This window comes from Jeotgalibacillus aurantiacus (assembly GCF_020595125.1).
Taxonomy (GTDB): Bacteria; Bacillota; Bacilli; order Bacillales; family Jeotgalibacillaceae; genus Jeotgalibacillus; species Jeotgalibacillus aurantiacus.
The window spans coordinates 187,821-208,950 of sequence record NZ_JACNMS010000002.1; the positions used below are offsets into that span (position 1 = coordinate 187,821).

General features: G+C 42.2%; 22 protein-coding genes. 21 read left to right on the forward strand and 1 reads right to left on the reverse strand.

Features of this window, described 5'->3' with window-relative positions; all coding sequences use genetic code 11:
* Window positions 1-76: 76 nt before the first annotated feature.
* Both H7968_RS05705 and H7968_RS05710 read left to right on the forward strand, forming a co-directional pair.
* Entirely contained in the window at window positions 77-991 is a 915-nt protein-coding gene (locus tag H7968_RS05705) for a MerR family transcriptional regulator (protein WP_227395256.1), read from the forward strand.
* Between the two features lie 290 nt (window positions 992-1,281).
* A complete protein-coding gene (locus tag H7968_RS05710) occupies window positions 1,282-2,253 on the forward strand; it encodes a YpdA family putative bacillithiol disulfide reductase (protein WP_227395257.1) in 972 nt (323 codons plus the stop codon).
* Window positions 2,254-2,337: 84 nt separating this feature from the next.
* On the opposite strand, the gene H7968_RS05715 is transcribed toward H7968_RS05710, so the two are convergent.
* Window positions 2,338-3,309: an asparaginase gene (locus tag H7968_RS05715; RefSeq protein ID WP_227395258.1), complete on the reverse strand. Its 972-nt coding sequence runs from the start codon at window positions 3,307-3,309 to the stop codon at window positions 2,338-2,340.
* Between the two features lie 84 nt (window positions 3,310-3,393).
* Between H7968_RS05715 and prsW the strand changes: the two genes are divergently transcribed.
* From prsW to hepT, 19 genes are all read left to right on the forward strand, one after another.
* Complete coding sequence (prsW, locus tag H7968_RS05720; RefSeq protein ID WP_227395259.1) at window positions 3,394-4,062, forward strand: glutamic-type intramembrane protease PrsW; 669 nt, start codon at window positions 3,394-3,396, stop codon at window positions 4,060-4,062.
* 156 nt (window positions 4,063-4,218) lie between these two features.
* Window positions 4,219-4,992, forward strand: coding sequence for a spore cortex-lytic enzyme (gene sleB / locus H7968_RS05725; RefSeq protein ID WP_227395260.1), 774 nt, complete (start codon window positions 4,219-4,221; stop codon window positions 4,990-4,992).
* 15 nt (window positions 4,993-5,007) lie between these two features.
* Window positions 5,008-6,321 (forward strand): germination protein YpeB, encoded by a 1,314-nt coding sequence (gene ypeB, locus H7968_RS05730; protein WP_227395261.1) that lies wholly within the window; start codon window positions 5,008-5,010, stop codon window positions 6,319-6,321.
* Window positions 6,322-6,442: 121 nt separating this feature from the next.
* Window positions 6,443-7,081, forward strand: a complete 639-nt coding sequence (locus H7968_RS05735) for a flagellar brake protein (protein ID WP_227395262.1) — start codon at window positions 6,443-6,445, stop codon at window positions 7,079-7,081.
* A 272-nt stretch (window positions 7,082-7,353) separates the two neighbouring features.
* The gene (cmk, locus tag H7968_RS05740; protein WP_227395263.1) at window positions 7,354-8,040 is read left to right on the forward strand and encodes a (d)CMP kinase; all 687 of its coding nucleotides are present in this window, start codon (window positions 7,354-7,356) and stop codon (window positions 8,038-8,040) included.
* Entirely contained in the window at window positions 8,037-8,618 is a 582-nt protein-coding gene (locus H7968_RS05745) for a lysophospholipid acyltransferase family protein (RefSeq protein ID WP_227395264.1), read from the forward strand. Before cmk ends, H7968_RS05745 begins: the two co-directional genes overlap by 4 nt.
* Window positions 8,619-8,744: 126 nt before the next feature.
* Window positions 8,745-9,896, forward strand: coding sequence for a 30S ribosomal protein S1 (rpsA, locus tag H7968_RS05750; RefSeq protein WP_134373603.1), 1,152 nt, complete (start codon window positions 8,745-8,747; stop codon window positions 9,894-9,896).
* 11 nt (window positions 9,897-9,907) lie between these two features.
* Window positions 9,908-10,957 (forward strand): type 2 isopentenyl-diphosphate Delta-isomerase, encoded by a 1,050-nt coding sequence (gene fni, locus H7968_RS05755; protein WP_227395265.1) that lies wholly within the window; start codon window positions 9,908-9,910, stop codon window positions 10,955-10,957.
* Window positions 10,958-11,253: 296 nt separating this feature from the next.
* On the forward strand, window positions 11,254-12,570 hold the full coding sequence (gene der / locus H7968_RS05760; protein WP_227395266.1) for a ribosome biogenesis GTPase Der: 1,317 nt from the start codon (window positions 11,254-11,256) through the stop codon (window positions 12,568-12,570).
* A gap of 28 nt (window positions 12,571-12,598) precedes the next feature.
* Complete coding sequence (locus H7968_RS05765) at window positions 12,599-13,651, forward strand: NAD(P)H-dependent glycerol-3-phosphate dehydrogenase (protein WP_227395267.1); 1,053 nt, start codon at window positions 12,599-12,601, stop codon at window positions 13,649-13,651.
* Window positions 13,652-14,136: 485 nt separating this feature from the next.
* Window positions 14,137-14,337: a DUF2768 domain-containing protein gene (locus H7968_RS05770; RefSeq protein WP_227395268.1), complete on the forward strand. Its 201-nt coding sequence runs from the start codon at window positions 14,137-14,139 to the stop codon at window positions 14,335-14,337.
* Window positions 14,338-14,359: 22 nt separating this feature from the next.
* Window positions 14,360-15,067, forward strand: coding sequence for a hypothetical protein (locus H7968_RS05775; RefSeq protein ID WP_227395269.1), 708 nt, complete (start codon window positions 14,360-14,362; stop codon window positions 15,065-15,067).
* 153 nt (window positions 15,068-15,220) lie between these two features.
* On the forward strand, window positions 15,221-16,699 hold the full coding sequence (spoIVA, locus tag H7968_RS05780) for a stage IV sporulation protein A (RefSeq protein ID WP_134373591.1): 1,479 nt from the start codon (window positions 15,221-15,223) through the stop codon (window positions 16,697-16,699).
* A 344-nt stretch (window positions 16,700-17,043) separates the two neighbouring features.
* A complete protein-coding gene (locus H7968_RS05785) occupies window positions 17,044-17,316 on the forward strand; it encodes an HU family DNA-binding protein (protein ID WP_039809415.1) in 273 nt (90 codons plus the stop codon).
* 223 nt (window positions 17,317-17,539) lie between these two features.
* Window positions 17,540-18,157: a GTP cyclohydrolase I FolE gene (gene folE, locus H7968_RS05790; RefSeq protein ID WP_134373589.1), complete on the forward strand. Its 618-nt coding sequence runs from the start codon at window positions 17,540-17,542 to the stop codon at window positions 18,155-18,157.
* A gap of 22 nt (window positions 18,158-18,179) precedes the next feature.
* Window positions 18,180-18,404, forward strand: a complete 225-nt coding sequence (gene mtrB / locus H7968_RS05795) for a trp RNA-binding attenuation protein MtrB (RefSeq protein WP_134373587.1) — start codon at window positions 18,180-18,182, stop codon at window positions 18,402-18,404.
* A gap of 187 nt (window positions 18,405-18,591) precedes the next feature.
* Window positions 18,592-19,380, forward strand: a complete 789-nt coding sequence (locus H7968_RS05800) for a heptaprenyl diphosphate synthase component 1 (protein WP_227395270.1) — start codon at window positions 18,592-18,594, stop codon at window positions 19,378-19,380.
* Between the two features lie 2 nt (window positions 19,381-19,382).
* Window positions 19,383-20,102 carry a demethylmenaquinone methyltransferase gene (locus tag H7968_RS05805; RefSeq protein WP_227395271.1) on the forward strand — a complete coding sequence of 240 codons (720 nt, stop codon included), beginning with the start codon at window positions 19,383-19,385 and terminating at the stop codon, window positions 20,100-20,102.
* An 11-nt stretch (window positions 20,103-20,113) separates the two neighbouring features.
* Window positions 20,114-21,076 (forward strand): heptaprenyl diphosphate synthase component II, encoded by a 963-nt coding sequence (hepT, locus tag H7968_RS05810; protein ID WP_227395272.1) that lies wholly within the window; start codon window positions 20,114-20,116, stop codon window positions 21,074-21,076.
* Window positions 21,077-21,130 lie beyond the last annotated feature (54 nt).

Below are 21,130 nucleotides of genomic sequence, written 5' to 3' on the forward strand. Positions count from 1 at the left end.
ACCTATACAAAGTTTACACAACATAAAAAGAGGTCTATACTTTTGTTGATAGAACCGGGTTTAGGGGGCGAGACAAATGAATACTGAAGAAGGTAAATATAATATAAAAGCCGTATCGACAATGCTTGGTATACAGCCCGGAACACTAAGAGCCTGGGAAAGAAGATATAAAATGATCGCACCGGTACGAAATGATTCGGGGCACAGGTTATATACAGATGAACATGTGAAAAAATTAAAATGGCTCGTTGAAAAAGTAAATGCCGGTTTCACGATCAGTCAGGCCGTGACTTTGTCTGAACAAAATTCATTGAATGAGACTGATCTAGATACAAAAGACAAAGATCAGAACAGACTGAATGTAATCAGAAAAGATCTTTTAAATGCCTTGTTAAGCTTTGATGAAAATGAAGCGCACGATTTAATCAACGAAGCTTTTTCCATTTATACAATTGATAAAGTGTTAATTGATATACTGGGAACGGTCCTTATTCAAATCGGACATCAGTGGGAACAAAATAAAATTACAACTGCACACGAGCACTTTGCGACTTCCATTCTCCGCTCAAGAATTGGAATCCTGATGCACTCTTTCCCTCAGAACAGCTTTCTCCCGAAGGTAGTAGCGGTATGTGCTCCGGGTGAATGGCATGAGCTGGGGCTGCTGATTTTCACGTTATTTATAAGAAGAAAAGGATTTAACGTGATTTATCTTGGTTCGAGTATTATTGAAGAGGATATTAATACAGTCATTGAAACGGTTAAACCCAAATTCTTATTTTTTTCATGTACAATCAATGACAATCTTCCCAACGCTCTGAGTTTAATAAAAAAGCTTGAAGAAGAGTACGAAACTTTGGAAATAGGCATTGGTGGTCATGCAGTTCACTCTATTTCTCCGGAACAGAAGCAGGAGTTTTCCCATAACCTTGTCGGTGAAACAAGTCAGGAGTGGGAACAGTGGATGAGTGAAAAAATGAAAGACCGCTAATGACAGCCTTCATAATTGAATCACATAAGAAAAACCCCTATCATAAGATGATAGGGGTTTTTCGTATACTGATATTTCAACATATGATCTCATCGTGGCCTTCAATTCATGTTACCCATAAAAGTCAAAAGGGTAATAATGATAAAGGTCTTCCGTAGCTAAATTGCCAGATCATCCAGCTGGCTTGTCCGGCAGAGGCGCATATTGCGAGACACTTGAAAGGACAGGGATGCCTTGGCACAGGTCAGATCGTCAGCAACTTTTTTAGGAACAACGCAGGAGTGATCAATATGCAAAAGGAAAAAGTAATTGTTGTAGGTGGCGGCCCGTGCGGTTTATCTGCTGCCATTGAATTGAAAAATAAAGGTTTTAATCCACTCGTAATTGAAAAAGGTAATATTGTTAACGCGATTTACCTTTATCCGACTCATCAGACATTTTTTTCTTCGAGTGAAAAGCTTGAAATTGGCGGGGTACCATTTATTATTGAACAGCACAAGCCAAAAAGAAATCAGGCGCTTGTTTATTACCGTGAAGTAGTTAAGAGAAAAGAGCTCAGAATTAACAGGTATGAGAAGGTTGAGCAGGTCTCAAAAAAAGGGGATCTGTTTCATGTGAATACCTCAAAAGGACTGTACCAGACGGAAAATGTCGTGATTGCAACCGGCTATTATGATCATCCAAACCATCTTGGAATCAAAGGCTCGACACTTGATAAAGTCCATCATTACTTTAAAGAGGCTCATCCTTATTTTGATATGGATATTGCTGTGATCGGAGGCAAAAACTCGGCTGTTGATGCTGCGATTGAATTGCACAAAGCAGGCGCTCGTGTAACAGTAATTTATCGTGGAGAAGAATATTCAAAAAGTATTAAACCGTGGATCCTGCCTGAATTTGAAGCGCTTGTGAAAAACGGATCAGTAAAAATGGAATTCAATGCCCATGTACGTGAGATTCAGCCTGACAAGCTGTTTTATCAACAGAACGGGATTGATTATGAGATTAAAAATGATGCAGTGTTTGCAATGATCGGCTATCATCCGGATCACTCGTTTCTTGAAAAAATGGGCGTGGATATTGACCATTCAACCGGACGGCCGATTTATCATCCGGAAACAATGGAAACGAATGTTTCTGGTATTTTTATCGCCGGTGTCATAGCAGCCGGAAATAACGCCAATGAGATTTTTATTGAAAATGGACGTTTTCATGGCGGACAGATCGCTGAAGCTCTGACAGCAATGAAAAGTCGGATATAATAAAACAATCTGTGAATAAAAAGTGGAGATACAGCTGTTAAGCAATATCTCCACTTTTATTTATAAAGAAGTATTCAAGTCTGATCAGGAAAAAATCGAAGCGATATATTCAGGGTCATTTGATTGAGACAATCCAATGATCAATTTTATTCTGGCTTTTTGACCGTTTAAGCCGTTTGAAAAAATCACACCAAGCTCTTTCAAGTGACGTCCGCCGCCTTCATATCCGTATACATCCTGTGCAATTCCGTTAAAGCAGCGAGACACGAGTACAACCGGGATCTTTTTATCAATCAGATTTTTAAGGCCGCTGACAGTGTCAGGAGGGAGGTTGCCCTGGCCGAGTGCTTCGATAATGACACCATCATAATCCAGATCAGCCAATACTTCCAGCAGCCTTGAATCCATTCCGGCATAAGCTTTAATGATTGCAACATTACGGTTCAGTTCGGTAACCGTATATTTCAGGTCCGGTTTTGGCGTGTGATGAAACAGCACGCCACCCTTTGTCACAATACCAATCGGTCCGTACTGAGGGCTTTGAAAAGTGGATACGTTACTCGCATGCGTTTTTGTCACGTTGACTGCAGTGTGTATTTCATCATTAAGGACGACAAGAACTCCTTTGCCGTAAGCTTCATCACAAGTTGCCACTCTAACCGCACTGATAAGGTTGTAGAGTCCATCTGATCCAATCTCATTTGAAGAACGCATAGCTCCTGTAACGACAACAGGTATTGACAGGCGAAGTGTTAAATCAAGAAAGTAAGCTGTTTCCTCTAGCGTGTCTGTCCCGTGCGTAATCACGATCCCGTGTATATCTTCTGCTAAATAATGTTTTTCAATGATATTTTTCAGCTGCAGCATATGGTCGGGGGTAATATGTGGAGAAGGCAGAGTAAAGGGACTTTCAACGATAAAATGTGCAAAATCATTCAGGTTCCCTGTCTGAGCCATCAACGGGTTCTGTTTTCCGGGAAGAACGGCTCCGGTCTGGTCCTGTGCCATTGATATGGTCCCTCCGGTATGGATAAGCAGTAATGTTTTTTTAGCCATTTTGACAGCTCCAATCAATTGTAAGTATGATTCAATTCCCTTCCATGATACGATGTTAAAAACAGATTGAAAAGAGGCACTTCCATGATTGCAATAATTTCAGCTGCGATTGCACCAGGCCTTGCATTGCTAAGTTATTTTTATTTACGTGATCAATACGATACCGAACCCGTTTTTACCGTCTTAAGAGCATTTATTTTAGGGCTTGCGGTTACGTTTCCTGTCATGTTTATTCAGTATGTTCTCGAAGAGGAAATTGTTTTTTCAAGTTTAGTTCTCCAGTCTTTTCTAGCATACGGACTGTTAGAAGAGTTTTTTAAATGGTTTATTCTTTATTTTTACATCATTCATTTGATTGAATTTGATGAACCATATGATGGAATTGTTTATGGTGCAGCGGTATCACTTGGATTTGCCACGCTTGAAAATGTTTTATTTCTCGCGGTCTTCGGACTTGAAACTGCTGTAGGAAGGGCGCTTCTTCCAGTATCGAGTCACGCTTTATTTGGCGTTGTAATGGGGTATTACATAGGAAAAGCTAAATTCACGAAAGAACAGAATAAAAAAAGACTCATTCTCATCTCATTAATCCTGCCTATCCTACTGCATACTTTATATGATTACATCCTTGTCAGCAGTGTACACTGGATCTATTACATTATTCCTTTCATGCTGTTCCTCTGGTGGCTCGGATTATGGAAGGTAAAAAAAGCACACATCCTGACTCACCAGCATCATCAATTAAGTAAATAACATCAGACCCTGCGTACAAATGACAGCAGGGTTTTTTTGTGAGAAAAATGATGACAGATAGGTATTAAGTCGCGAATAGAGGATGCTGTCTGCTTTTTGCATAGTTCAACAGAAATTGTCCAGACTATCCATAAAATGTTCTATCAGGAGGTCAATATGAAAAAAAAATGGTTTGCAACGTTGGCAGCACTGCTATTGTGTCTTTCTTTATATGCTGAAACAGAGGCGTTCAGTGGCCAGACAATTCAGCGTGGAGCGTTCGGGGATGATGTGATTGAATTGCAGGCGCGGCTTCAGTATATCGGTTTTTATAAAGGGAAAATTGATGGTCAGTTCGGCTGGGGAACATACTGGGCACTTCGAAATTTTCAGGAAAGTTACGGACTTGATATCGATGGATATGCAGGACCGGAAACACGTCAAAAACTCGTAAAGGCTTCAGATTATAATGAATCCTTTGTTAAAGGCAATATAGAAAAAGGAAGAGAGTTCACTTATTACGGAGGAACGCCACTTGAAAATCAGGTGAAAGGTAAAAGTAAGTCCCAATCAACCGCCGATCTACCTTCTGGTTATTCAAAAAATGATATTCAGATTATGGCAAACGCCGTTTATGGTGAAGCGAGGGGTGAGCCTTATGAGGGGCAGGTGGCCGTTGCCGCTGTTATTTTAAATAGAATTGAGGATCCGGCTTTTCCCAATACCGCATCAGGCGTCATTTTTGAACCTTTGGCATTTACTGCAGTGGCAGACGGTCAAATATGGCTGACACCAAACGATCAGGCAAGGAGAGCGGTTATAGATGCAATCAATGGATGGGATCCTTCGGAAAACGCGTTATATTATTTTAATCCGATAACCGCAACGAGTGAATGGATCTGGACAAGACCTCAAATTAAACAGATCGGAGCACATATTTTCTGCCTATAAAAGGAGAGTTGTATGATGAATTGGAGAAAACTGTTACTTTCAGTCATGTTCCTAGGTGTATTTTTTGCTGTTGCCTGGGGTGCCTATCAGCAAGGTGAGAAAAACTCACTGAAAAACCATATGGAAAATCAATACCAGCGGGCTTTTAATGAAATGGCCTTTCAAATGGATCTGTTAAATGACGAAATCGGATCCACTCTTGCTATGAACGGCGGGAGAAATCTTACTCCTGCTCTGACAGAAGTCTGGAGGTTGACTTCGATGATTCATTCCGATATCGGTCAGCTTCCGCTCGGACTATTACCTTTTAATGAAATGGAACAGTTTTTAACAAAAATTGGACAATTCAGTTACGAAACAGCCGTAAGGGATCTTTCGTCAGATCCTCTGACAGAAGAAGAGTACAAAAAACTGGAAATCCTTTACGGCCAGTCGCAGGAACTTCAGGCAGAACTGAGAAGTGTGCAGTCTAAAATGCTGGAGGAAAATCTCAACTGGCTTGCACTTGAAGATTTAATGATGACAGCTCAAAACCATAATGGCGTGATTGATGGATTTAATTCAATGGACAGAGCAGTCAAGGGATATACAGCTGAAACTTTTGTTCAGACAGACCAGGAATCGGCTGCAAAGCGTAGAAGTCAGCTTCAGCATATTAAAGGCGATACAATCAGTAAGCAGGAAGCTTTAAAAATTGCCGGGCAATTCAGCGGTGATCAGGAGGCAGAAAATGGAACAGTAGCAGAAAGCCTTGATGGTTCGAGCTATCCGTTTTATACGGTAACTTGGAATTCTGATCAAGAACATTCTTCCATGGACATCCTGAAAAATGGGGGGGATCCGATTTTTCTGATCAAGAGCAGAAACCCGGGTGAAGCAACACTTAGTTTGAATGAGGCATCGGTTCAGGCAGAAAAGTTTTTAAAGAACAGAGGATATCAAGAAATGAGTCTTGAAGAAAGTTATCAGAACGGAAACACCGCATCTTTTACTTTTGTAAGATCACTTAATGAAGGTGTATATGTCCTTGATGACTCAATCTTTTTGAAGGTTGCGCTCGATACAGGAGAAATTTTAGGGTTCAACGGCGTTGACTATCTCGCTGGAACTGGTGAAATACAGCTTCCAAATCCTGAACTCAATCCGGATGAGGCAGTTTCACTCCTGCATTCCAAATTTGATGTTCAGGAAACAAGAAGAACATTAATAAGAAACGAGCTTGATGAGCGGGTGCTCTGTTATGAATTTACCGGTCTTGTAGGAGAAGAGACGTTCAGAGTATACATTAATGCAGTAAACGGTCAGGAAGAAAAAGTGGATAAACTGTAATTTAATTTCTCCGAAAAGGGTTCATTAGTCCCTGTATTCAGATAAATCGTGGAAAATCAGCTTGAAAAAATCCTGTTACATGAGATAATACTTGTAATTAGCAGACAGGCGGGTGTTTCCATTGAAGATTGGTACCGTTTTAACTATAGAACCCATGCATTCCACCTCGGGTGAAAAATTTCGCGGAAGGGTTCTTGATCTTACAGGTGATAAGCTGTTTATTGACTATCCGGTTAATACGGAAACAGATCGGACAGTTTTTCTGCTGACCGGAATGCAGCTTAAAATCAGCTTTACAAATGACAATAATGAAGTTTATTCCTTTGAAACAGAGGTCAGGGGGCGTGTTCAGGGTAATGTACCGATGATTACGCTTGAAAAACCGGAAGAAAACGATTTGATTAAAGTTCAGAGAAGACAGTTTGTAAGGGTAAAAACATCAATAGATCTTGCTATCCAGACAGCAGGATCTTCTTTACATACTGTTACAGATGATGTGAGTGCCGGTGGGCTATCTTTTATTATTAGACAGGGCTACGGATTTAATAAGGGTCAAGAGCTTAAAATGATGCTCGTATTACCGATGAAAAATGGCGAAAATCAATATATCAGCTGTCACACATCATATATACGATCTAAATTAGTGAATGGCGTTGAAATTGGTATGGTTAAATTTACAGACATTTCAACGATCGAAAGACAGCTTCTGCTTCGTTACACATTTGAATGCCAGCTCAGGATGAAAGAGAAACAGATGTAACCCTTCCTTGCATTAATAGTTCCACCATCATATGGAAGATAATAGAGATTGAAAGGGGCGTATACAAATGCGTTCGTTTCAATCTTTTTTATTTTAAAAGCTCTGTTGCTTTTGATAAGTATAATTTTGTGGTGTTTAAGGTTGGAACTGCATGACGTGAAATGTTATTTTCAGAACCAGGGATCCAATCAGTCCGGATCAGTGAACTGAATCATATTTATGATACAATAAAACAGATGAACAAGATTTAGTGAGAAAGAGGAGACAGACACGTGAAAGAACAAAAGAAAATTCGCATTGCCTTAGACGGACCAGCAGCTGCCGGTAAAAGCACCGTTGCAAAAAAAATAGCAGAGCAGCTTGGCTTTATTTATATTGATACTGGAGCGATGTACCGCACGCTTACCTATAAAGCGTTAAAAAATGAAATAGATCCTAAAAACGGGAAGGAATTATCAGCGCTTTTGTTGAATACAGTGATAGAGCTGAAACCCGGAGAAGAAGGTCAGCGGGTTTTTCTTGATGGTGAAGAAGTAACCCGGGAAATCAGACAACAGGAAGTAACATTGAATGTTTCTGATGTGGCTCTTCATCAGGGAGTAAGAGAAGAGATGGTCAGACGCCAGCAGGCACTTGTCGAAGAAGGCGGTATTGTGATGGATGGCAGAGATATTGGAACTGCCGTTATTCCTGATGCGGAATTAAAAGTGTTTATGATTGCCAGTGCAGACGAGCGTGCCAGAAGACGGCTTGAGGACCATAAGAAACAGGGAATTCAATCTGACTTTGAGCAACTGAAGCAGGAAATTGAAAAAAGAGACATGATTGACTCAACAAGAGAGGTTTCTCCTTTGAAAAAAGCGGATGATGCGATTGAATTGGATACAACTTCAATGACAATCGACGAAGTTGTAGAAGAGGTCACACATTTAGCGAAAGAAAGGGGAGGAATTTTATGAGTTTATATTCATTTGCCAAAGGGCTCGTAAAATCTGTTTTAACACCGCTTTATCGAATCCGTGTAATCGGAAAGGAACACATTCCAGGTGAAGGCGGCGTTTTGATCTGTGCCAATCATATTGATGTACTTGACCCGCCCGTTGTGGGGATTACAGCAACACGTCCGGTATCATTCATGGCTAAAGAGGAACTGTTTCATGCACCTGTCTTAAAAAATATTCTTCCGGGTTTGCACGCATTTCCTGTTAAAAGAGGAATGGGGGACCGTGAAGCGCTTAGAAGAGGGCTTAATCAGCTGAAGGAGGGACACGTCGTAGGCCTGTTCCCTGAAGGTACGAGAAGTAAAGACGGACAGCTGGGACAGGGACTTGCAGGCGCAGGCTTCTTTGCACTCAGATCAGATGCTGCCGTGGTACCTTGTGCGATTATTGGCCCATACAAACCTTTTAAACGTTTAAAAGTGGTGTACGGAAAACCGATTGAAATGGGACCTTTGAAGGAAAGAAAAGCATCCGCAGCAGAGGTTACGGAAATTATTATGGCGGAAATTAAATCCCTTATCGACAATCATCGATAAAAGTTCTCGCTTGACAAACTGTTCAGTTTATTAGAAGTTAGTAGTATATTCTGAATTTAACGTTAAACTGTGATTTTTTTCACATTTAATACAATTTCAGCAGTCTGGTATTGAGGAGGAGTACATATGACAGAGGATATGAACAATATCGAAGTAAATTCATTAGAGGTTGGAAATCGTGTAACAGGCACAGTAACCAAGGTGGAGGAAAAACAGGTTCTTGTTGATGTCAGGGACAGCAAAATCGATGGTATCATTCCGATCTCTGAACTCTCGAGCCTCCATGTAGAAAAAGCCTCTGATGTTGTCAAAGAAGGGGACGAGCTTGATCTCGTCGTAACAAAAGTAGAAGAAGAGCTTCTTGTTCTTTCCAAAAGAAAAGTTGAGGCTGAGAAAGCCTGGGAAGAAATGAAGCGCCGTTTTGAAGAAGAAGAAGTGTTTGAAGCGGAAGTGAAGGACGTTGTTAAAGGCGGCCTTGTAGTGGACCTTGGTGTTCGCGGATTTGTTCCTGCTTCATTGGTTGAAGATTATTACGTTGAAGATTTTGAGGATTACAGAGGTAAGAGCCTGTCCTTTAAAATCGTTGAGCTTGATGAAGAGAAAAACCGCTTAATTCTTTCTCACCGTGCGGTTGTGGAAGGTGAAAAAGCGGAGAAGAAGAAAGCCCTGCTTGAGCGCATTCAGCCTGAGGACGTTCTAGATGGAACGGTTCAGCGTATTACTGATTTTGGCGCATTTGTTGATATTGGCGGAGTGGACGGTCTCGTTCACATTTCCCAGCTATCCCATCAGCACGTTGAGAAACCGTCTGACGTAGTGGAAGAAGGACAGCAGGTTCAGGTGAAAGTGCTGTCAATCGACCGTGACAACGAGCGGATTTCACTATCAATTAAAGAAACGCTGCCTGGCCCATGGTCAGATATTGAGGACAAAGCACCACGTGGAGCTGTTCTCGAAGGTAAGGTTCGCAGACTCGTATCTTATGGTGCGTTTGTAGAAGTATTCCCGGGTGTAGAAGGTCTCGTTCACATTTCCCAGATCTCACATCAGCATATCGGAACACCGCATGAGGTTCTTTCTGAGGGTGAGGAAGTAAAGGTTAAAGTACTTGATGTAAATGTAAATGATCAGAGACTTTCTCTGTCTATCAAAGAGCTGCAGGAAGCTAAAAATGATTCCCGTGGACGTGAGCAATACGAACTTCCGGAAGAGTCTACCGGTTTCCAGCTTGGTGAAATGATCGGGGATAAACTGAAAGATTTAAATAATGATAAATAAAGGTGAAAACATTGAGCAGAGCAGAACGTAAACTGGATCATATCCAGCACGCATTATCTACAGGGCAGTCGGGGGGATCGGGTTTTGATGACATAAGATTTGTTCATCAGGCGCTTCCTGACAGTTCAGTTGAAGACGTTACGCTCCATTCAGTAACAGGCGGACTTTCTATGAGTTCGCCTTTTTATATCAATGCGATGACTGGTGGAGGCGGAATAAGAACAATGGAGTTGAATGCTGCTTTTGCGAGAGCTGCAGGGGAAACGGGTATCGCTCTTGCTGTTGGATCGCAAATGTCAGCACTAAAAGACCCTTCTGAACGGGAGACCTATGCCGTTGTAAGAAAAGAAAATCCGGAAGGGCTGATTTTTGCTAATCTCGGAAGCGAGGCTTCAGTAAGTCAGGCAAAAGAAGCGGTTGACATGATTGAAGCAAATGCACTGCAAATTCACTTGAACGTAATACAGGAATTAGCCATGCCTGAAGGAGACCGTGATTTCAGAGGGGCGCTTGAGCGTATCCAGGCAATAAGTGAAGCGCTACCCGTTCCTGTTATCGTAAAAGAAACAGGTTTCGGCGTCAGCAGGGAAGCGGCCGGTAAACTTGCGGAAACGTCTGTTCAGATTATTGACGCGGGTGGATACGGTGGAACTAATTTCTCAAGGATCGAAAACAACCGCCAGACAAGGGAACGTACATTTTTTAATGAATGGGGAATCCCTTCTGCCGTGTCGGTTATTGAAGCAGCTCATCAAAAAAGAAAACCCGTATTTGCATCCGGAGGGATCCGTAACAGTTTTGATATTCTGAAATCGTTAAGCCTCGGCGCATCTGCTGCAGGTGTTGCAGGCGTGTTTCTGAAGATACTGTCTGATGAAGGTGAACAGCAGCTTATAGAAGAAATACGTCAGTATCAGGATGACTTAAAAATGATGATGGCGGCACTTGGCTGCCGGACGATTGATGACCTTCAGAAAACGTCCGTTATTATTTCGGGAGAGACTTACCACTGGTTAAAGCTGAGGGGATTAAATCCGGAACGTTTCGCCAGTCGTTCCTGAATCGGTCTTTAAAGCCTTTTACTAATTGTCTTTTCTGGATTTATAAACATCATTAAGGACAGAGTGTCTATCAATTACAGCCATATTTCAGGCCGGAACAGATGTGAATTTCTCATATCTGTTCCGGTCTGTTTTGATATCGGGGGACAATTCAGGACCTGATCATTTCAACGCACATTGTGTTTCCAATCGAATACTGATACAATTATGCAGGTTAATAACCGTATAATAGGACACGTATTTATTTGTTATACTGTACATAGATAAATGTACGGGTAAAAGAAAGGGTGAACGTCGTGGCAAAAGCAAAGCCGGTCGTTGCAATAGTAGGACGCCCAAATGTAGGGAAGTCCACTATTTTTAACAGAATCGTTGGAGAAAGAGTTTCAATCGTTGAGGACACTCCGGGTGTAACTAGAGATCGTATATACAGTTCTGCAGAATGGCTGACACATGATTTCAATATTATTGATACAGGTGGTATCGATATCGGGGATGAGCCGTTTCTTGAGCAGATCAGACAACAGGCTGAAGTGGCAATTGATGAAGCGGATGTCATTATTTTCATGACGAACGGCCGTGAGGGTGTAACCTCTGCGGACGAGCATGTAGCAAAAATTCTTTATAAAACAAACAAACCTGTCGTGCTTGCAGTTAATAAAGTGGATAATCCTGAAATGCGCGATCAGGTCTATGATTTCTATTCACTTGGTTTTGGTGAACCTTATCCGATTTCAGGTTCACACGGCTTGGGTCTTGGGGATCTCCTGGACGCAGCAGCTGAACATTTTGGCACAAGAGACGAAGAAGATTATGGTGAGGAAGTCATCAAGTTTTCTCTAATCGGAAGACCGAATGTAGGTAAGTCATCTCTTGTTAACGCTCTGCTTGGTGAAGACCGCGTTATTGTCAGTAATGTAGCCGGTACCACAAGAGACGCAGTTGATACACCTTATACGTATGATGGACAGGAATATGTCATCATTGATACAGCAGGAATGAGGAAAAAAGGAAAAGTATACGAAACAACTGAAAAATACAGTGTGCTAAGAGCGTTGAGAGCGATTGAACGTTCCGATGTTGTTCTGGTTCTTATTGATGGTGAGGAAGGCATCCTTGAGCAGGATAAGAAGATTGCCGGTTATGCCCATGAAGCAGGCCGTGCAGTTGTCATCGTGGTAAATAAATGGGATGCTGTTGAGAAAGATGAGAAGACGATGGATAAGTTTGAAAAGACCATTCGTGATCACTTCCAGTTCCTTGACTACGCACCTGTCGTGTTCGTATCAGCACTCACTAAAAAACGTATCCACAATCTGCTTCCTGTCATCAATATGGCAAGTGAAAACCATGCCATGCGTGTACAGTCAAGCATCTTAAATGAAGTTGTAATGGACGCAGTTGCCATGAACCCAACACCTACGGATAAGGGAAGAAGATTAAAGATCTTTTATGCTACACAGGTGGCTGTTAAACCGCCTACTTTCGTGATCTTCGTAAATGAACCGGAACTTCTTCACTTCTCATATGCACGATTCCTGGAAAACCGTATTCGCGAAGCATTCGGCTTTGAAGGGACACCAATTCGTATTATTGCGAGAGCAAGAAAATAAACGAAAAATTGCATAGGGGGATATAGTGATGAAACCTCAAAAAATTGCTGTTCTTGGTGCAGGAAGCTGGGGCAGTGCACTCGCACTCGTTCTTGGTGATAACGGTCACGATGTCAGACTCTGGACTCATAAACGGGAACAGGCTGCATTAATTAATGAAACATATAAAAATGAACGGTACCTTGGTGAAGCACATCTTCCTGAAAACGTGATCGCATACGCTGATCTTAAGGAAGCAGTTACAGACGTGAAAATGGTTGTTTTTGCCGTACCGACAAAAGCGATCCGTGAAGTTGCCTCTTTATTAATTGAAGCAGCAGAAAAACCCGTTTCGATTGTTCATGTAAGTAAAGGGATTGAGCCGGATACACATCTCAGAATTTCCGAAATTCTAACAGAATCACTGCCGGATCAGGTGATGAAGGATTTAACGGTTCTGTCAGGTCCGAGTCATGCTGAGGAAGTTGTGAAAAGACATCCGACAACTGTGACCGCTGCTTCTGACTCAATCGAAGCAGCCAGATATGTTCAGGATGCATTCATGAACCAGCATTTCCGTGTGTACACGAATACGGATGTGATAGGTGTTGAGTTTGGTGGGGCTTTAAAAAACATTATTGCTCTTGCTGCCGGGATCACTGATGGACTCGGCTACGGTGATAATGCAAAAGCTGCCCTGATTACCCGGGGCCTGGCTGAAATTGCCCGCCTGGGAACTGCCCTTGGCGCAAGCCCACTAACATTCTCAGGATTAACAGGCGTTGGTGACCTGATCGTCACCTGTACAAGCGTTCATTCAAGAAACTGGAGAGCGGGAAACATGCTTGGAAAAGGACACAAAATTGATGAAGTCCTCGAGAGTATGGGGATGGTTGTAGAAGGCGTGCGGACAACGAAGGCTGCTTACCAGCTTGCCAAAAAGCAAAACGTCTCCATGCCAATCACAGAAGCACTCTATCACGTACTTTTTGATGGAGAAGACCCGAAACAGGCAGTTGACCGTCTCATGTCCAGAATGAAAACACATGAAATGGAAGAGCTTGTAGACATCATGGAAAGTCAGGAAAAAGCCGGAAACTAATTGATCATATTAAAAGATAAAATTAAAAATAAATTTATCTTTTACCTCTTTTATTTTGCAAAATAGATATAGTGTTCGGCGAAACCTAAAAAGTGCAGGGTCATTCCGTAGACTCCTGCGGCAGAGAAGCGACAGGTGAGACAGATGTGCGCAGCACAGCTGGCTCACCGCGCGGCCATAGAAAAGCGGAGGCGACTCGTCCAGCCCCGACAAGCATAAGGCGAAGATGAAAAGAGGGCTGATCTTCGCCCTCGTTCAGCTTTGTCTTATGACCTCGAGGGGCTAGTCGCCGCAGCTAGACAAGGAAAGCGAAGGAATGACGAAGCACGGTTTTGAAAATAAACCATTCTGATAAAGCCGGAAACTGATTCCGGCTTTATTTTTTTCATATCGGTGAACATTTTCTGAACGATACATTCAGACATAATAGGTAAAAAATCCTTGTGATATAATTAACTTGTGTAATAGATGGAGGAGTGAACGCGATGTCAGCACTGGACAAAATGTGGATCTCATTTGGATCCATGGCATTTATGTTTTTAGCGATTATCATTATTTATCTGAGCAGATATAAATTTAACAATAAAATCCTGAAATTTGTAACAGCGCTTATCGCGTATTTGTTTATGATTTTAGCCGGTATTATTATTTTATTTGTCGTATTAAGCGGACCGACACCAGGCTGATCGAAAGCAGGGAGAGAATAGTATGAAGAAGATAGCAGCGATTGCAGCATTAACCTTACTGTTATCGGGATGTATGTATCCTTCGCAGGAGCGTGCCGGTAACGAGATTCCTTATGATGAACAGATTGAAATTGTCCAAAATGCTGTTGATCAGTATCAGGAAGATCAGGGTGGGATTCTGCCAATTAAAACTGTTGATAATGAGACACCATTATATAGAAAATACCAGATAGATTTTTCAAAATTAAAGCCTAAATACATGGCGGAACTGCCGGGAAATGCATTTGAAAACGGCGGCGTTTTTCAATATATTCTGCTCAATGTGGAAGACGATCCAACCGTCCATATTTTCGATCTTCGCGTTGCTGAGACGATCCGCTCCATTCAGATCAGAGTCCAGGCAAACAGAGGAATACCGTTCGAAGGTCAGGTGGGTGATAATATGTACTCCATAGATTTTGAAAAGCTTGGATACGATGAACCGCCTGTCGCGGAAAGTCCGTACACAGGCAATGAACTTCCTTTTGTAGCAAGAGGGGATGGCACCATTTACGTTGATTACATCACAGATCTTTATCAGGTGATGCAGGAAAAAGGAATGGAAATGACGCCTTCTGAAGAGGATCTTCGTCCGATTCTGCATGAAGATACCAGAGTGGTTCCTGCCTATTCCGTACCTTATTATGTAGGGGAAGACGGCGAAATTAAATATGGTGCTGAAGAATTTTAACGTAAAAACCGGAACTCTTATGAGGCGTTCCGGTTTTTTGTTTGCCGGTTTCCGTTATGGTTTAAACTGATAACTTAAATCTTTTAGTTCTGATTTGTGCATGTCCTCATACACTGATAGTGCATGTAAGGCCGACTAGAGGGGGGCATACTATTGGAAAAACAAAATGTATTTGAGCACATTGCAGAACGGACTGGCGGTGACATTTATATTGGTGTCGTGGGGCCTGTACGTACAGGAAAATCAACATTTATTAAAAAAATGATGGAACTCGCTGTTATACCCCACATGAAAAACGAAGGCGACCGGGCGAGGGCTCAGGATGAACTTCCCCAAAGTGCTGCAGGGAGAACGATTATGACAACTGAGCCGAAATTTGTTCCAAATCAGGCCGTGAAAATTAACGTATCGGAAGGGCTTGATGTAAATGTAAGAATGGTGGACTGCGTAGGGTATACCATCCCTGGTGCCAAGGGGCATGAGGATGAATATGGTCCAAGGATGGTTCACACGCCGTGGTATGAGGATCCGATTCCTTTTCATGAAGCAGCTGAAATAGGGACAAGAAAAGTCATTCAGGATCATTCCACTATTGGTGTAATGCTGTCAACGGATGGGACGATTGGAGAAATACCCCGTGAAAGTTATGTAGAGATGGAAGAGAGAATTGTCGCTGAGCTTCAGGAGGTTGGGAAGCCTTTTATCATGGTTTTAAATAGTGCCCGTCCGTATCAGGAGGACACGGAACAGCTGAGAAAGGAACTGCAGCTTAAGTATGATGTACCCGTCGTGGCTATGAGCGTTGAAAGCATGAGGGAAACTGATGTGATGATGGTGTTAAAAGAAGCGCTGTACGAGTTTCCGGTGCTGGAAGTGAACGTGCAACTGCCGGGATGGGTGATGGTGCTTGATAATGAGCACTGGCTGCGGACGCATTATGAATCAGCGGTTAGTGAAGTCGTCCATGATATTAAGCGGATCAGGGATGTAGACAGGGTGGTCAGACAGTTTGAAGAGTTTGGACATGTCGAAGAAGCGAGTCTTGCTGGAATGGACATGGGTGCAGGCGCAGCGAGCATTGATTTAAAAGCAGCAGACGGACTTTATGAGCAGGTTCTTGAAGAATTTATCGGTGAACGGGTGACAGGTAAAGATCATTTTCTCGGTTTAATACAGGAATATACACTGGCGAAAAAAGAGTACGATCAATTCGCTGATGCTTTGAAAATGGTCAGACAGACAGGATACGGAATCGCTGCCCCGGTGCTCTCGGATATGAGCCTTGACGAACCTGAAATCATTCGTCAGGGAGCACGATATGGAGTAAGACTGAAAGCGGTGGCTCCATCCATTCATATGATTAAAGTGGATGTTGAGTCAGAGTTTTCACCTATCATCGGAACGGAAAAACAAAGTGAGGAGCTCGTCCATTATCTGATGCAGGACTTTGAAGATGATCCACTCTCCATCTGGAGCTCAGATATCTTTGGCAGAAGCTTAAGCTCAATCGTCAGGGAAGGTATTCAGGGGAAATTATCTGTCATGCCTGAAAATGCACGTTATAAATTAAAAGAAACGCTTGAAAGGGTCATTAATGAAGGATCAGGCGGGATGATTGCCATCATTCTTTAATTAAACAGATCACCCATTTTAACAGCCTCTCTTACAGGCTGTTTTTTTATATGATTTCTTATGACATTGGTTGAAATCATGCCTGTCGTATTGTTATAATCCTTGCAGTACCGGGAATTGGCTTGTAAAATGAGAAATAAATCGATTTTAAGAAAAGATTGCCAGTAATTATTGAATTATTCTTGCTTATGTATTTTTTATATGATAATCTTTTAACAGAATTGATCTAAAACATTGATTCTATGGGCTTTTAAGCGGTTTTTTATCAATCGTTTAATGCTTTTCGATGTTCACGATGGAATGAAACTTGCCCATGTGATTAACTTTGGGAGGAGGTGAATGATGTGAACAAGACTGAACTAATTAACGCAGTTGCAGAATCTGCTGAGCTTTCTAAGAAGGATGCAACTAAAGCAGTTGATGCAGTATTCGATACAGTACAGGATGCACTTGCAAAAGGTGATAAAGTACAACTGATCGGTTTCGGTAACTTCGAAGTTCGTGAGCGTGCTGCTCGTAAAGGGCGTAACCCGCAAACAGGTGAAGAGATTGAAATCTCAGCGAGCAAGGTTCCTGCTTTCAAACCAGGTAAAGCGCTTAAGGATGCTGTTAAATAATACATACCTGAGCGTTTTCAGAAAGGCCGCACATTTTGTGCGGCCTTTCTGTTATTTCAGGAATATTGATGATTGATGAATGATGAATACGATGAACCGTCCATAATAAAGATGGCATGCAGCACATTCATGCATAGTTGAAAAGCGCTAGTCTTTGCGCGGCATATCCCCGTGTGCTAATATGAAGTGAAATCAACGCCAGACTGCCCAGGAGGTTCTAAAAATGGAACATACAACAAATAATCTTACAACATTAACAGCAAGTGAAGCTGAACATAAAGTTGACCGTTCGAAAATCGAAGAAGCAGTTAAAATGCTTCTGGAAGCGGTTGGAGAGGATCCTTCGCGTGAGGGCCTTTTAGATACACCTAAACGAGTAGCGAAAATGTACGAAGAAATGTTTGAAGGTCTTCATAAGGACCCTAAGGAATATTTCAAAACGGTCTTTAATGAAGATCACGAAGAACTTGTTTTTGTAAAAGACATTCCGTTCCACTCAATGTGTGAACATCACCTCGTTCCTTTTTACGGTAAAGCACATGTGGCATACCTGCCTAAAAACGGAAAAGTGACAGGCCTGAGCAAACTTGCACGTGCAGTTGAAACGACTGCCCGCCGCCCGCAGCTGCAGGAACGAATCACCTCGACCGTTGCAGATGCCATCATGGAAATGCTTGCACCCCACGGCGCGTTTGTCATCGTGGAAGCAGAACATATGTGCATGACGATGCGAGGCGTGAAAAAACCGGGAGCCAAGACGGTAACAACGGCTGCCCGCGGTGTTTATGAAAACGATCAGGTGCTGAGAAGTGAAGTAATGTCACTACTCAGAATGGAATAGTCGACACGTAGGGAGTGATTATGTGAGTGATTCAGGGAATTTTATTAGTATCAAAGCGCTTGAAGATGGTGTTAATGTGATTGGACTGACTAGAGGTTCAAATACAAAGTTTCACCACTCTGAAAAGCTCGACAAGGGCGAAGTCATGATCGCTCAGTTTACAGAGCATACTTCGGCTGTTAAGATCCGGGGTAAAGCATCCATTTTAACAAGTCACGGTGAAGTTACGAGTGATTCCAAGAAGTAATGGTCGAAGTCAGCAGAAATTTGCTGACTTCTTTTATACTCCTTAAGGTTATACACACAACCCGTGACAAACGTATGTTATAATGGATGAGGTTTATTCACTGCTGGACTCTGGAGGGGTCTGAGTGGAAAATGGTTGTCATCATAGCAATTTACATAACACGATTTGAAGAAATGGGGAGAAAAAGATGATTATTGAACGGAGAAAGCACTGGATTGAAGAAACAGTGCAACATATAGCCAAACAGCTTCATCATCCGTATCTCCATAAGACGATTGGTACGCCTGAGATTGATATGGACAGGCTATCTTTGCTTATGCTCCCATTCTTTCTTAAAAAAACATATACATCCCGTGATCAGTCTTACGTTTCGACAGCGATCCTGATTCAGCAGGCACTTGATACACATGAAAAAGTATCTGCTGAAAAAAGTTCGCTTAAATCGAGACAGCTGACCGTTCTTGCAGGCGACTATTACAGCGGTCTATATTACAAAATCTTATCCGGTATCCCAGATATCGAGCTTATTCGTAAAATTGCCTACTCCATTCAGGAAATCAACGAATACAAAATAGAGATTACTTCTAACCGGTGCAATTCCGTTGAGCAATTTCTGAAACGTCTTGGTGATATTGAGAGCTCGATCATTACAGGCGTATTCGAACACTTATCTTTTACCGAGATGATCCCGCTCGCCAAAAAGCTGCTTTTAATTAAACGGCTTCAAAAAGAGGAAGAGCTTTATGGAAACGGTAAACATTCTTTTGTCTTTTCATCATTTGAAAACAGCTTCATGCGGGAGCACACACCCGGATCGGTAATGAAAACCATTGAAAAAATCATTCAACAGCTGAAAAAGGAAGCTGAAGAACTGATTGCTCAGTTGAAGCTGCCAGAGGATGTAAGGAAATTAATGATTTTTGAGCAGTTGTCCAACCGTTATGAACATTCTATTTTTTATGCAGAGGAAGGGTAATTATGCAGTCACAAAAAGAGCAGCGTGTCCATCATGTTTTTGAGAAAATACATGGTCAATACGATAAAATGAATTCAATCATCAGTTTCCAGCAGCACGTGAAGTGGAGAAAGTACACGATGAAAAAGATGGATGTAAAACCGGGATCATCTGCTTTGGACGTGTGCTGCGGGACAGCCGACTGGACGATTGCCATTGCGGAAGCAACGGGTACTGAAGGACGGGTAATCGGGCTTGATTTCAGCAAAAATATGCTGAAATCTGGACATGAAAAAGTAAAATCATATCCGCAGATCACACTCGTACATGGTAATGCCATGTCACTTCCATACGAGGATAATACCTTTGACTATGTGACGATCGGTTTCGGGCTGAGAAATGTACCTGATTATCTACAGGTGTTAAAGGAAATGAACAGAGTATTAAAGCCTGGGGGTATGGCAGTCTGTCTTGAAACGTCGCAGCCTACGATGCCGGTTTTCAGGCAGTTTTATTATGGATACTTCAAATATGTCATGCCGCTGTTTGGAAAGTTCCTTGCGAAAAGCTACGAGGAATATTCATGGTTGCAGGAGTCTGCCAGGGACTTCCCGGGCATGAAAGCACTCAGAAATTTATTTACAAAAGCCGGCTTTACAGCAGTTGAATACAAACCGTTCAGCGGTGGAGTCGCTGCGATGCATATCGGCTATAAGAAAGCGCAGGACAATCATGTCAATTAGGTGGAAGCAGAATGAAATTAACGATGCTTTACTCATTTTTAAAATCGGATATTGAAGTAATTGAAGAAGAATTAAACCAGGCGATCGACTCAGATACCAGTCTTCTGAAAGATGCATCATTGCATCTTTTAGAAGCCGGGGGTAAAAGGATTCGTCCGGTTTTTGTTTTGCTGTCCGCAAAAATCGGCAACTACGATATTCACAAAGTAAAAAACGTCGCTGTTGCCTTAGAGCTGATCCATATGGCATCCCTCGTCCACGATGACGTCATAGACAACTCGGACATGAGACGGGGCCGAAAGACCATCCAAGCAGAGTGGGATAATCAGGTTGCAATGTATACCGGTGATTATATGTTTGCACGGGCGTTAAACTATATGACCGCGCTCCGGGATCCCGAAGCCCATAAGATCCTGTCCAATGCCATCGTAGAGCTCTGCCTCGGTGAAATCGCTCAAATTGAAGACAAATACCGTTTTGATCAGAACCTTCGTGATTATTTCAGAAGAATAAAGCGCAAAACGGCACTTTTAATTGCGGTTAGCTGTCAGCTCGGGGCCGTTGCAGGTGAAACGGATAAAGAATCTCAAAAGCGCTTATTCTGGTTTGGTTATTATGTAGGAATGGCCTATCAGATTACAGACGACATTCTTGATTTCACCTCAACAGAAGAAGAACTTGGAAAACCTGCAGGAGGCGATCTGCTACAGGGAAACATCACGCTTCCTGTCTTTTTCGCAATGGAAGATGATAGGCTCAGACGAAAAATACTGAGAGTTCATGAAGAAACTTCTCCAAATGAAATGAAAGAACTCATTGATCTGATTAAAACATCAGATGCCATCACGCAGTCAGCTGAAGTCAGTCAGCGATATCTTAAAAAGGCACTGAAACAGCTCGATGGCCTTCCGGCTTCAAGAGCAAAAAAATCATTGCGAGATATTGCACTATTTATCGGCAAAAGAAAGTATTAAATTGGAATGAAAACGTTGCCAAATCTCCGGATGAATGATAATCTTTTAGAGGGT

Excerpts from the sequence above, each read along its gene's own strand:
- rpsA (WP_134373603.1), top strand. The coding sequence starts at position 8,745 with ATGACAGAGGATATGAACAATATCGAAGTAAATTCATTAGAGGTTGGA.
- H7968_RS05715 (WP_227395258.1), bottom strand. The coding sequence starts at position 3,309 with ATGGCTAAAAAAACATTACTGCTTATCCATACCGGAGGGACCATATCA.
- hepT (WP_227395272.1), top strand. The coding sequence starts at position 20,114 with ATGAAATTAACGATGCTTTACTCATTTTTAAAATCGGATATTGAAGTA.
- H7968_RS05800 (WP_227395270.1), top strand. The coding sequence starts at position 18,592 with ATGATTATTGAACGGAGAAAGCACTGGATTGAAGAAACAGTGCAACAT.
- folE (WP_134373589.1), top strand. The coding sequence starts at position 17,540 with ATGGAACATACAACAAATAATCTTACAACATTAACAGCAAGTGAAGCT.
- H7968_RS05770 (WP_227395268.1), top strand. The coding sequence starts at position 14,137 with ATGTCAGCACTGGACAAAATGTGGATCTCATTTGGATCCATGGCATTT.
- H7968_RS05710 (WP_227395257.1), top strand. The coding sequence starts at position 1,282 with ATGCAAAAGGAAAAAGTAATTGTTGTAGGTGGCGGCCCGTGCGGTTTA.
- H7968_RS05775 (WP_227395269.1), top strand. The coding sequence starts at position 14,360 with ATGAAGAAGATAGCAGCGATTGCAGCATTAACCTTACTGTTATCGGGA.
- H7968_RS05705 (WP_227395256.1), top strand. The coding sequence starts at position 77 with ATGAATACTGAAGAAGGTAAATATAATATAAAAGCCGTATCGACAATG.
- prsW (WP_227395259.1), top strand. The coding sequence starts at position 3,394 with ATGATTGCAATAATTTCAGCTGCGATTGCACCAGGCCTTGCATTGCTA.
- H7968_RS05805 (WP_227395271.1), top strand. The coding sequence starts at position 19,383 with ATGCAGTCACAAAAAGAGCAGCGTGTCCATCATGTTTTTGAGAAAATA.
- sleB (WP_227395260.1), top strand. The coding sequence starts at position 4,219 with ATGAAAAAAAAATGGTTTGCAACGTTGGCAGCACTGCTATTGTGTCTT.
- H7968_RS05765 (WP_227395267.1), top strand. The coding sequence starts at position 12,599 with ATGAAACCTCAAAAAATTGCTGTTCTTGGTGCAGGAAGCTGGGGCAGT.
- H7968_RS05745 (WP_227395264.1), top strand. The coding sequence starts at position 8,037 with ATGAGTTTATATTCATTTGCCAAAGGGCTCGTAAAATCTGTTTTAACA.
- ypeB (WP_227395261.1), top strand. The coding sequence starts at position 5,008 with ATGAATTGGAGAAAACTGTTACTTTCAGTCATGTTCCTAGGTGTATTT.